Annotated in this window: 6 protein-coding genes; 5 read left to right on the forward strand and 1 reads right to left on the reverse strand. The window is 49.0% G+C overall.

What is annotated here, in order from left to right:
* Window positions 1-12: 12 nt before the first annotated feature.
* The 4 genes from PRU_RS00580 to PRU_RS00595 all read left to right on the forward strand — a co-directional run bounded on the left by PRU_RS00580 (window position 13) and on the right by PRU_RS00595 (window position 8,121).
* Window positions 13-1,932 carry a glycoside hydrolase family 97 protein gene (locus PRU_RS00580; RefSeq protein WP_013064376.1) on the forward strand — a complete coding sequence of 640 codons (1,920 nt, stop codon included), beginning with the start codon at window positions 13-15 and terminating at the stop codon, window positions 1,930-1,932.
* A gap of 110 nt (window positions 1,933-2,042) precedes the next feature.
* On the forward strand, window positions 2,043-4,946 hold the full coding sequence (locus PRU_RS00585; protein WP_041385484.1) for a M16 family metallopeptidase: 2,904 nt from the start codon (window positions 2,043-2,045) through the stop codon (window positions 4,944-4,946).
* A gap of 44 nt (window positions 4,947-4,990) precedes the next feature.
* Entirely contained in the window at window positions 4,991-6,640 is a 1,650-nt protein-coding gene (locus tag PRU_RS00590; protein ID WP_013065116.1) for a fumarate hydratase, read from the forward strand.
* Complete coding sequence (locus PRU_RS00595; protein WP_177168186.1) at window positions 6,628-8,121, forward strand: M6 family metalloprotease domain-containing protein; 1,494 nt, start codon at window positions 6,628-6,630, stop codon at window positions 8,119-8,121. The genes PRU_RS00590 and PRU_RS00595 overlap by 13 nt, the downstream gene beginning before the upstream one ends.
* Window positions 8,122-8,138: 17 nt before the next feature.
* Here PRU_RS00595 and clpB read toward each other — a convergent pair whose 3' ends face one another.
* Window positions 8,139-10,649 carry an ATP-dependent chaperone ClpB gene (gene clpB, locus PRU_RS00600; RefSeq protein ID WP_013064463.1) on the reverse strand — a complete coding sequence of 837 codons (2,511 nt, stop codon included), beginning with the start codon at window positions 10,647-10,649 and terminating at the stop codon, window positions 8,139-8,141.
* A 202-nt stretch (window positions 10,650-10,851) separates the two neighbouring features.
* On the opposite strand from clpB, the gene PRU_RS00605 reads away from it, so the two are divergent.
* Window positions 10,852-13,326 carry a TonB-dependent receptor gene (locus tag PRU_RS00605; protein ID WP_228376356.1) on the forward strand — a complete coding sequence of 825 codons (2,475 nt, stop codon included), beginning with the start codon at window positions 10,852-10,854 and terminating at the stop codon, window positions 13,324-13,326.
* The last annotated feature ends 60 nt before the right edge of the window (window positions 13,327-13,386 follow it).

Genomic DNA, 13,386 nt, shown 5'->3' on the forward strand with positions numbered 1-13,386 from the left:
TTTTTATCAATAATGCTGGCGTCATCAGTCCTTTGTTGGGCTGATGACGTTCGTGTTTCATCACCTAACGGGAGTTTGGTGGTGACAGTGAGTGATGCAGAAGGAAAACTGAGTTATACGGCTACCCTTGATGGTAAGCAGATGTTGGCACCATCGGCCTTGGGTTTGCAAACCAGTCTGGGCGACCTGACTAAGGAATTGTCAATTGTAAATTCTCAATTGTCAACTGTAGCTAATAGCTACTCGATGCGTGGCACTAAGGCCTCGAAGGTGGATTACAAGGCCAATGCCTTGACCATCAATCTTCAGAACAAGGATGGTGTAAAGTTCAGCATCCTGTTTCAGGTATCTGACAATGATATCGCCTACCGCTACCAGATGCCACGACAGACTATCCGTCGCCGTGAGTACAAGCGTGTGCGTATTCTCTCAGAGGTGAGTGGCTTTAACTTCCCTGAGGGTACCACCACCTTTATCTCACCACAGATTGGCCCGGAAACTGGTTGGGAGCAGACCAAACCTTCGTATGAGGAGGGCTACTCTAACGATGCACCCATGGATAAGGCCTCGCAGTATGGTCATGGCTACATCTTCCCTGCGCTGTTCCATCTGCCTACTGGTTGGGCACTGGTGAGCGAGACTGGTGTTACTAGTGGCTATTGTGGTAGTCATCTGAGTGATTATCTGGCAGGTAGCGGCTATACCGTGGCATATCCCGATAAGGGCGAGAACAATGGTTTTGGTACCGACTTTGCCGCTATTCCCCTGCCAGGCGAAACACCATGGCGCACCATTACCTTGGGCAGCACCTTGAAGCCAATCCTGGAGACAACTATCAGCTACGATGTGGTAGAGACCCGTTATCAGGCTTCGACTGATTACAAGGCTGGACGCTATACCTGGAGCTGGCTGATTGGTCAGGACAACTCGATTAACTACGACGATCAGGTACGCTTTATCGATCTGGCTTCGGCCATGGGCTTTGAGTACTGTCTGGTGGATAACTGGTGGGACCAGAATATCGGTCGTGAGCGTATTGCCGAACTCTCGAAATATGCCCAGAGCAAGGGTGTACACCTGCTGATGTGGTATAACAGTAATGGTTTCTGGAACGATGCCCCACAAACCCCACGCAACTGCATGAACACCGCCGTTGCCCGTGAAAAGGAGATGAGCTGGTTGGAGAGCATTGGTGTGAAGGGTATCAAGGTAGATTTCTTTGGTGGCGACAAGCAGCAGACCATGCAGCTGTATGAGGATATCCTGAGCGATGCCAATCGTCATGGTTTGCAGGTGGTGTTCCATGGTTGCACCGTGCCTCGTGGCTGGGAGCGCATGTATCCTAACTTTGTGGCTTCGGAGGCTGTGTTGGCTTCGGAGAACCTGTTCTTTGGCGAGGGCGCTACCATCAGCGAGGGCTTCGACCTGACGTTGCATCCCTTCTGCCGTAATGCTACAGCCTCAATGGACTGGGGCGGTATTATCATGAACAAGTTTATGTCGACAGATAACAAGAGTCGCCACTCACGCAAGACTACCGATATCTTCGAACTGGCTTCGGGGATCACTATGCAGACCTCGGTACAGTGTGTAGCCATGCAGCCTAACAATCTGCAGGAATTACCACAGTTTGAGATGGACTTTTTACGCGAGTTGCCCACCACTTGGGAGGAGACACGCTTTATTGATGGCTATCCCGGCAAGTATGTGGTGATGGCACGTAAAGCCACTAATGGCAAGTGGTACATCGCTGGTTTGAATGCCCAGAAAGAACCACTCGCACTGACTCTTGATTTGAAGGCGTTTGGTGACCTGACTAAACTGCTTGTTGACGATAAGCAGATGCAGCCAGTACAGACAGCCTTGAAGAAAGACAAGAAGGGAAAGATAAAAGTCGTTATTCAGCCGAATGGCGGAATGATTATTAAATAATATCAAGGAGCATTTTTTTATTAAGAAATGCTCCTTTTTATTTGCAAATGTCGCAAATAATACCTACCTTTGCGGCTGAAATAATTATTATTATCAATATTTTATTATTAATGAAAACTAAATTTTTACTGACTATCGCAGCCATGGCACTTGGAATGAGTGTCCAGGCTAAGGATTTCAAGTACGTCACCGTTCCCGGCGACAAGATGCAAACCCGTATGTACACATTGGATAACGGCCTGAAGGTGTTCCTGAGTGTGAACACAGAGAAACCACGTATCCAGACTTATATAGCCGTACGTACAGGCTCAAAGAACGACCCTGCCGAAACCACAGGATTGGCTCACTATCTGGAGCACCTGATGTTTAAGGGCACCAAGCAGTTTGGTACAAGTAACCCAGAGGCTGAGGCCCCATTGCTGGCTGAGATTGAGCAGCGCTACGAGGCTTATCGTAAGCTTACCGATCCTGAGGCTCGTAAAAAGGCATATCACGAGATCGACTCAGTGAGTCAGGTTGCTGCCAAGTACTTTATTCCTAACGAGTACGACAAGCTGATGGCTGCTATTGGTGCTGAGGGTACCAACGCCTACACTTCGAACGATGTAACTTGCTATACCGAGAATATCCCATCGAACGAGATTGATAACTGGGCAAAGATCCAGGCCGATCGTTTCCAGAATATGGTGATTCGTGGTTTCCACACTGAGCTGGAGGCTGTGTACGAGGAGTATAACATCGGACTGACCAGCGACAGTCGTAAGCTGTTCGCTACCCTGAGCAAGTTGTTGTGGCCTAACCATCCTTATGGCACACAGACCACCATCGGTACCCAGGAGCACCTGAAGAACCCATCAATCACCAATATCAAGAACTACTTCAACAAGTGGTATCGCCCCAATAACGTGGCAATCTGTATGGCTGGTGATTTTGATCCTGATAAGACCATCGCTATCATTGATAAGTACTTCAGCAGTTGGAAGCCAGGTGCTGATGTAAAGCAGCCAACCTTTGCACCACTGCCAGCTCTTACACAGCCCAAGGATACTACCATCGTAGGTCCAGAGGCCGAGCGTGTATGGATGGCTTGGCGTGCCAAGCAGGCCAATGCCCTGCAGGCTGATACCTTGCAGCTGATGGAGGATGTACTGAGCAACGGTCGTGCCGGACTGTTCGACCTGGATTTGAACCAGACCATGAAGGTGCAGAGCGCCAATGGTGGTTGCGAACTGTTGAGAGACCATAGCGCTTTCTTCCTGATGGGTACCCCAAAGCAGGGTCAGAGCCTGGAAGAGGTTCGTAGCTTGATGCTGGCCGAGATTGACAAACTGAAGAAGGGCGACTTCCCCGAGAACCTGTTGCCCAGCATTATTAATAACAAGAAGCGTAGCTACTATCAGCGTCTGGAGAGCAACGAGGGTAGAGCAGATATGTTCGTGGATGCCTTTATCAACGAGGTTGACTGGAAACAGGAGGTTGAGAGTATCGACCGTATTTCGAAGATTACCAAGCAGGAGCTGGTTGACTTTGCCAACAAGTTCTTTACCGATGGATATGTAACCGTATTCAAGAAACAGGGTGTTGACAGCCTGCAGAAGAAGATTGATAAGCCTGCCATCACCGCCATCCCTACCAACCGCGACATGATGAGTCAGTTTGTGAAGGATGTACAGAATGCTGAGGTAGAGCCCATCCAGCCACGATTTGTTGACTTTAAGAAGGATCTGACCATCGCTAAGCTGGGTAAGAGTCTGCCTTTCTACTACGTGAAGAATAACGATAACGGTTTGTTCAACCTGGTATTCTTCTACGAGTTTGGTCAGAGTGCTGATAAGCGCTACGATGTAGTGGCTGATTATATTAAGCTGCTTGGTACCGACAAGCAGAGTGCCGCTGAGCTGAAGCAGAAGTTCTACGAGCTGGCTTGCGACTGGTCGATGAATGTAGGTACTGAGAATATCACCGTTAACCTGTCGGGTTTGAACGAGAATATGCCTGCAGCACTGGCTCTGCTCGAGGACCTGTTTAAGAATGCCAAGGTAGATAAGGCCGCTTACGATCAGATGGTGAATCTGACTTTGAAGCGTCGTAACGATACCAAGAAGAGTCAGGGTGCCTATTTCTCACACCTGTATAGCTATGCTACCGTTGGCGAGCGTAATGCTTATCGCGACCTGGTAAGCGAGCAGGAGTTGAAAGATACCAATCCACAGGTATTTGTTGATCTGCTGAAGGGCTTGAGCAATTACACCCATAAGGTGGTTTACTTTGGTCCGATGAGCGAGAAGGAGGCTGTTGCTGCTATTGCTAAGGCTCACCGCACAGCCAAGAAGTTGGCTGCTATCCCAGAGAACAAGCCATACCTGAATGCACCTGCTACCCAGAACGAGGTTCTGATTGCACCTTACGATGCCAAGAACATCTACATGCGTATGTACCACAATGAGGGTCGTAGCTGGAATCCTGATGAGGCTGCTGTACAGGAGGTATTCAACGAGTACTATGGTGGCGGTATGAACGGTATCGTATTCCAGGAGATGCGCGAGGCTCGCGGTCTGGCTTACAATGCCTACGCTTACTATGCTCAGCCCAGCTGGAAGGATCGTAAGGAGTTCTTTATGACTCATATCATCACCCAGAATGATAAGATGAGCGATTGTATTGCACACTTTAACGAGATTCTGAACAATATGCCTGCTAGCGAGGCAGCCTTTAAGATTGCCAAGGATGCTGTTACCAAGCAGATGGCCAGCAACCGCACTACCAAGATTGGTATCTTTAATGCCTATCTGAGTGCTCTGCGCCTGGGTCTCGACTGCAGTCTGGATGAGATTATCTACAAGAACCTGGATAAGGTAACCCTGCAGGATATCGTGAACTTTGAGAAGCAGCAGATGGCCAACAAGCCATGTCGCTATATCATCTTAGGCGATGAAAAGGAACTCGACATGAAGACACTCGAGAAGATCGGTCCTGTGAAGAGACTGACTACCGAAGAAGTTTTTGGATATTAAACATGAAAGATTAAACATTAAACGTTGATTAAACAAATACGATTATGGCTAAGACAGTTGAATTTAAGTATGCGCCCATGTTCCAGGTGGGCGAGGACAAGACGGAATATCGTCTGTTGTCGAAAGAAGGCGTATCTACCGCCGAGTTTGAAGGAAAGCAGATCGTGAAGGTTAGCAAAGAAGCCCTCACTCTCTTGGCCCAGCAGGCATTCCACGATGTGGAGTTTATGCTGCGTCGCGAACATAACGAACAGGTGGCTAAGATCCTGACCGATCCCGAGGCCTCTGAGAATGATAAGTATGTAGCCCTGCAGTTCCTGCGCAATGCTGAGGTGGCTTGCAAGGGTATCCTGCCTTTCTGTCAGGATACAGGTACTGCCATCATCCATGGTGAGAAGGGACAGCAGATATGGACTGGTTTCGAGGATGAAGAGGCTCTGAGCCTTGGTGTGTTCAATACCTTTACTCAGGACAACCTGCGCTACTCGCAGAATGCTCCTCTGAACATGTACGACGAGGTGAACACTCGTTGCAACCTGCCTGCACAGATTGATATCGAGGCTACCGAGGGTGCTGAGTATAAGTTTGTGATGGTTGCTAAGGGTGGTGGCTCTGCCAACAAGACCTACTTCTATCCCATGACCAAGGCTACTATCCAGAACGAGGGTACACTTATCCCATTCCTGGTTGAGAAGATGAAGAGTCTGGGTACAGCTGCATGTCCTCCATACCACATTGCATTCGTAATCGGTGGTACATCAGCCGAGAAGAACCTGTTGACAGTGAAGCTGGCTTCTATCAAGTTCTACGATGGTCTGCCCACAACAGGTGATGAGACTGGTCGTGCTTTCCGTGATATCGACCTGGAGCAGAAGCTGATTAAGGAGGCTCAGAAGATTGGCCTGGGTGCCCAGTTTGGTGGTAAGTACCTGGCTCACGATATCCGCGTAATCCGTCTGCCTCGTCATGGTGCCAGCTGTCCTATCGGTATGGGTGTATCTTGTTCGGCTGACCGCAATATCAAGGCTAAGATTAATGCCGATGGTATCTGGTTGGAGAAGATGGACTCTAACCCAACAGAGCTGATTCCTGAGGAGCTGCGCAAGCCAGGTGAGGGCGGCAAGGGTATCGAGATCGACCTGAACGAGGGTATCGATGCTGTACGTGCTGAGCTCTCAAAGTATCCTGTAAGCACCCGTGTAAACCTGAAGGGTACCATCATTGTGGCTCGTGATATCGCTCATGCTAAGCTGAAGGCTCGTCTGGATGCTGGTGAGGGAATGCCTGAGTACTTTAAGAAGTATCCTGTACTGTATGCAGGTCCTGCTAAGACTCCAGAGGGCTATCCTTGTGGTTCGATGGGCCCAACCACCGCTAACCGTATGGATCCATACGTTGATGAGTTCCAGGCTAATGGTGCATCGCTCGTGATGATTGCTAAGGGTAACCGTTCTGATGTTGTTACCGAGGCTTGTAAGAAGCATGGTGGTTTCTACCTCGGAACCATCGGTGGTGTAGCCGCAGTTCTCTCTAAGAGCTCTATCAAGAGCATTGAGTGCGTAGAGTACCCAGAGCTGGGTATGGAGGCTGTATGGAAGATTGAGGTTGAGGACTTCCCCGCATTCATCCTGGTTGACGATAAGGGTAATGACTTCTTCAAGACCCTGAAGCCATGGACACCTTGCGCAAAATAATACTGTTTGCATTTGTGTTGCTGGTGGCGGTTGCCACCAGCGCACAAGAGCGAAAGCCTTGTGTACTAAATATCCCCACTGATAAAGCTAAGACCCGCGGGGTGCTTAGTTTTCCCGTTCAAGATTGGGATCCGCAGAAAGTGTATCGTCAGGCTGTGGTACTGATAACCTTTGCCGATTGCGATTTTTCGATGGAGGATCCTGCCGCCTATTACCAGCGTTTGTTTAATGAGAATGGCTATAACGAGGGTTATGGTTTAGGCTCAGTGGCTGATTATTTTCGCGATCAGTCAGGTGGACTTTTTAACTTGCAGTTTGACATCTATGGCCCTATTAAGGTCGGCATCAGTGCAAAAGGTTCTTATAATAACTATGGCTTTAATGCTATGGAAGAGGCTTTGGCGGCATTGGATACCTTGACCACTCAAGACTTCTCTGTTTACGATTGGAATGGAGATGGTGTGGTTGAACAGATGCTGTTTGTGGCAGCTGGTATTTGCGGAAACCAGGCTTCGGGTTACATTTGGCCTAACACAGATTATACTACTTTTAATGCCCCAGGAAAAAAGGAAATGGTGAATACCTGTATAACTTGTGAACTGTGGAGAGACAGGACACTATGTGGTATTGGTACCATTTGCCACGAGTTTGCCCATTGCTTAGGGTTGCCTGATATCTACCCTACGAGTAGTTCAAGCTATTTCTCGGTGGTGGATGAGTGGGACCTGATGGATGGGGGAAACTACACCAACAAGGGTTGGTGCCCACCCAACTTATCGATCTTGGAGAAAATGCTCTTGGGGTGGGGTACACCTACCGAACTGACAGAACCCACTACTATCACAGAAATGAAGCCTGTAAGTGAGGGAGGGGCAACCTATTTAATTCGTAACTCTGGCTGCACAAACGAGTACTATCTGCTGGAGAATCGAAGACAAACTAAGTGGGATTATGGTATTCCTGGCAATGGCTTAGCAATTTTTCATGTAGATTACGATCAGGAAAGGTGGCATTTAAATGAAGTAAATATCGCTGATACCCTTTTCCGTTACGATTTGTTCCATGCGGATGGTAAGGATTACCTGACTTGGGATCCCAAGAATAATGGCAAGGATTTGGGAAAATATACGATGGACGACTGGTTGCGTAACAGGTACCTGAGTACCTCGACTTATCCTTATACCAATCCCGAAACGCAGTTGATAAACGATGTGCTGAATGATAGCAGTACACCTGCATCTACCGTGCATAATAAGAATGTTGAAGGTGCCCTGCTGATGTCGAAGGCTATTACCAATATCCGTATTGCTGATGATGGTACGGTATCATTCGACTTTATGAAGGGCACATCGGGTATCCAGCCGATTATCGAGGTAACGGATACTGATAATCGTTGGTACGACCTGCAAGGGCGCCAGCTACAAGGCGAACCACGCCATAAAGGAGTTTATATACATAATAGAAAAAAGGTTGCCCGATAACTCGAGCAACCCTTTTTTTAGTTTCTAAAAATCAGTCCTTCGCCGTATTCATCGATGATGATAGGTTTGGTGCGATCCACCTCATCCGACAGGATCTTCTTCGACAGGTCGTTGAGCACGAACTGCTGGATGGCACGCTTTACAGGACGAGCACCATAGTCGGGATCGTAACCCTGCTCGGCCAGATAGTCGATGGCCTGTGGTGTACACTCTAAGGTGATGCCCTGAGGTGCCAGCATATCGGTAACCTTCTTCATCTGCAACTTCACTACGTCGGCAATCTGTTCCTTGGTAAGAGGTGTAAAGGTGATAATCTCATCAATACGGTTCAGGAACTCTGGGCGCATAGTGGCTCTGAGTTGCTCACGGGTGGCGTTCGAGGTCATGATAATGATGGTGTTCTTGAAGTTGGCGGTACGTCCCTTGTTGTCCGTCAAACGTCCATCGTCCAGCACCTGCAACAGAATGTTGAACACATCCGGATGGGCCTTCTCAATCTCATCGAACAGCACTACCGAGTAAGGCTTGCGGCGCACGGCCTCGGTCAGTTGTCCACCCTCGTCGTAGCCTACGTATCCTGGAGGCGCACCAATCAGTCGGCTCACGCTGTATTTCTCCTGATACTCGCTCATGTCGATACGCGTCATCATGGTCTCGTCGTTAAACAGATAGTCGGCCAGGGTTTTGGCAAGCTCTGTTTTACCTACACCTGTGGTACCAAGGAAGATGAAGCTGGCGATAGGACGCTTGGGATCCTGCAAGCCAGCACGACTACGGCGCACAGCATCAGATACGGCAATGATGGCTTCGTCCTGACCAATCACACGCTTGTGCAACTCATTCTCTAAGTGCAACAGCTTTTCGCGCTCGCTCTGCATCATCTTGGTTACGGGGATACCTGTCCAGCGGCTTACTACCTCGGCGATGTCATCGGCGGTAACCTCTTCGCGAACCAGAGAGTTATCGCCTTGGGCATTGGCCAGCTGACTCTGGATATGTGCAATGTCGTCCTCAAGTGCTTTCAGTTTCGAGTAGCGTATCTCGGCTACCTTGCCGTAGTCGCCCTCGCGCTCGGCACGTTCTGCCTCCAGCTTCAGGTTCTCAATATCCTGCTTGTCCTGTTGGATTTTGTTGATGAGTTGGCGCTCGCCTTCCCACTTGGCACGGAACTGGGTTTCCTGTTCCTTCAGTTCGGCGATGTCCTTATCCAACTGTGCTATCTTCTGGGTGTCGCCCTCTCTTTTGATAGCCTCACGCTCGATTTCGAGCTGAGCCAGTCGGCGGGTAATCTCATCCAACTCCTCAGGTACCGAGTCGCGCTCCATGCGCAGTTTTGCTGCGGCCTCGTCCATCAGGTCGATGGCCTTGTCGGGGAGGAATCTTTCAGAGATATAGCGCTCTGAGAGTTGCACGGCAGCGATACAGGCATCGTCCTGGATACGTACCTTGTGGTGGTTCTCGTAACGTTCCTTCAAGCCTCGCAGAATGCTGATAGCACTCAGTTCATCGGGCTCATCTACCATCACGGTCTGGAATCGGCGCTCCAGGGCCTTATCCTTCTCAAAGTATTTCTGATACTCGTTCAGCGTGGTGGCACCTATGGCACGCAGTTCACCACGTGCCAGGGCAGGTTTCAGAATGTTGGCTGCATCCATGGCGCCCTCGCCACCACCTGCACCTACCAAGGTGTGGATCTCGTCGATAAACAGGATGATGCGGCCCTCGGCCTTGGTCACCTCGTTGATCACACTCTTCAGGCGCTCCTCAAACTCACCTTTGTACTTGGCACCTGCTACCAGTGCACCCATATCCAGCGAGTAGAGTTGCTTGTCCTTCAGGTTCTCGGGCACATCGCCACGCACAATACGACCAGCCAGTCCCTCAACGATGGCTGTTTTACCTGTACCAGGTTCACCTATTAATATAGGGTTGTTCTTGGTGCGGCGACTCAGAATCTGCAGTACACGACGAATCTCATCGTCGCGACCAATCACTGGGTCCAGCTTGCCTTGGCGGGCCAAATCCACCAGGTTCTTGGCATATTTCTCCAAGCTCTGGTAGTTATCATCGGCACTCTGCGATTGCACCTTCTGTCCCTGGCGCAGCTCCTGGATAGCCGCCTGCATATCCTTCTCGGTACAGCCGGCATCCTTCATGATGCGCGAGGCAGTAGAATTAACTTTCAGCAGGGCGAGTAGGATAGGTTCTACCGATACAAACTCGTCGCCACCTTTCTGGGCTACCTCTTGCGCGCGCACGAGTACATTATTACTATCACTGGAGAGATAAGGCTGACCAGCACCCTGTACTTTGGGCAGATGCTGTATCTCCTGATCTACCAGTAACTCTATCTGCTGGGCATTTACACCCAACTTCTGGAAGATGAAGGTGGTTACATCCTTCGCCTTCTCTATCACACCTTTCAGTATGTGTACAGGTTCTATCACCTGCTGACCATTCATCTGGGCCGCGTTCACCGCCTGCTGAATGGCCTCTTGTGCTTTAATTGTAAACTTGTCGAATGTCATAATATGCTCCTTTCTGTTTTAATGTTTAATCTTTAATGTTTAATGTTCAAAGCTTATGCCTAAGGCTTTTTGTCTGACAAAATGGCATTGATGTATGTCTGTTTGTCGTAGTGCTTCTGAAAATCCATATAAATGTGGATTGCTCAAGTTGCAAAAATTGCGTACCTTTGCAGCGCAATTAAGAACATAAGTTGTAAAATTGATGAATAAGAAGATTGTTTTCGTGCTTTTGGCACTGGGTGGTCAGCTTTCGGTAATGGCCACTCCTCTTAGAAACTTGGATACTGAGGAGCTCAGCGATTCAAGTAAGGTTATCGACCTTGACGAGGTTGTGGTGGTATCGCAACCCAAGGAGCAGGTGCGCCTGCGCCTTCAGCCAGTTAGTAGTAATGTGTTTGGTAGTGAGCAGTTGCAGCAGTTGCATGTTCACGATTTGAGTCAGCTTTCGCAGTATGTGCCATCGTTTGTGATGCCATCGTATGGTTCGCGCCTCACCTCGTCGATGTATGTGCGTGGTATTGGTTCGCGTATCAACAATCCTGCAGTGGGTGTGTATTACGATAACATCCCCCTGATGTCGAAGTCGGCTTTCAACAACCATTTCTATATGTTGGATCGTGTAGATGTGCTGCGTGGTCCTCAGGGTTCGCTCTATGGTCAGAATACCGAGGGTGGACTGGTACGTATCTATTCTAAGAACCCTATGAATTATCAGGGTACTGATATCCGTTTGGGTATCGGCACTGGCTTATATAGTAATGTAGAGGTGGCTCACTACCATCGTCCATCAGAGAAGTTGGCATTCAGCGTGGCTGGATTCTACAGCGGACTGAAAGGTTTTATTAATAATCAGAACTTCGACCAGAAGAACGACCTGACCAACGAGGCTGGTGGTAAGCTGCGCCTGATTTGGCAGCCTAACAAGCAACTGAAGTTCGACTGGACTGCTGATTACCAGTATGTAAACCAGAATGGTTTTGGTTATGGCGAGTTCCATCCGTTCGCTTATCTGCCAACACTATATAGCTCAACATTTATGCCTGCAGATGAAACAGTTCAGGATCCTGCAACCACCATCATGAACGGTTACAAGCGTAACATGTTTACCACAGGTTTGAACATTGGTTACGAGACAGAGAGCCTGCTCTTTACCTCAACCACCAGCTATCAGTACCTGAACGACCTGATGCTGATGGACCAGGACTATATGACAGGCGATTATCTGCAGCTTCGTCAGGCTCAGAAGATGAACGCCATCACTCAGGAGTTTGTGCTGCGTAGCAACAACAAGGGTCTGATTCGTCAGATATTCCCCAGTCGTTGGCAGCATGCTACAGGTTTGTTCGCTTCGTACCAGTGGCTTAACACCAATGCACCCGTGCTCTTTGGCGATGGCATCACAGGTCCTATCGGCAATGCGATTGCCAATGCCATGAAGAACTCTATGCTTCAGGGTATGATTGGTCGCTTTATGGGGCAGGGAATGAGTGCTGAGGCTGCTAGGGCTGCTGCTCAGGCTGCAGTAGATAAGATGGGCGTAACCATGACTGCCGAGATGGCTGTACCTGGTGAGTACAAAACTCCAACTTGGAACTTTGCTGCTTTCCACGAGAGTAACATCCTGTTGGGCGACAACTGGAAACTTACCCTTGGTTTGCGCTTTAATATAGATAAGGTGAAGATTGAGTACGATGCGCTGGCCTATATGAACATGACTGGTGGTACTGCTAATGCCACAGCTACCTATCACCTCACTTCGCATGTACAGGACAGTCGCTCTAAGAGCTACACCCAGCTATTGCCAAAGATTGGTCTTACCTATACCTTCGACGATTCAATTGGCAATATCTACGCATTGGTATCAAAGGGCTATCGCGCTGGTGGTTACAACTTCCAGATGTTTAGCGGTGTGCTGCAGACTGAGTTGAATGCGCATCAGCAGGACGCTATGCGTGGTGACTACGATGTGGAGCACACTGCTGCCGACTATGATGCTATCAACGAGACTATCGCATATAAGCCAGAGGAGAGCTGGAACTATGAGATTGGTACCCACCTGAATCTGTTTGGTGGTAGCACTCACTTCGATCTGGCTCTGTACTACATGCAGATTCGTAACCAGCAGTTGTCGATCATGGAGCCAAACAGCAACTATGGTCGTATCATGGTTAATGCTGGTAAGAGTCACTCATGCGGACTTGAGGCAACTCTGCGCGGAAAGGCTGCCGACAATGCTCTCGACTGGGCTGTAACCTATGCATACACAAATGCTAAGTTTGATGAGTACCAGCATACCGTAGGTGGTTCAACATCTCCAAATACGGATACATTCGCTGGTGATTACGATGGCAACTATGTGCCATTCGTTCCTCAGCACACTCTGAGCGCTATGGTCGACTGGCATATCGGCAAGTTCACCATTGGTGCCAATATGAATGGTCAGGGTAAGATCTGGTGGGACGAGGCTAACACCTACGCACAGAAGTTCTATGCTGTAGCTGGTGCTCATGCTGATTACGACTTCGGTCCAGTGCTGGTATCACTCTGGGGACGTAATCTCACCAACACGCACTACAATACGTTTGCCGTTGCATCGAGTGCTGTAGGTGGAACTCACTACTTTGCTCAGCGAGCAACACCTATCCAGGTTGGATTAGACGTTAACATCCACTTCTAAGCATAAAAAAACCTCGCCGATTGGCGAGGCTTTTTTTTGTGCTATATAAACCTTATACTT

The organism is Xylanibacter ruminicola 23, from assembly GCF_000025925.1.
GTDB lineage: Bacteria > Bacteroidota > Bacteroidia > Bacteroidales > Bacteroidaceae > Prevotella > Prevotella ruminicola.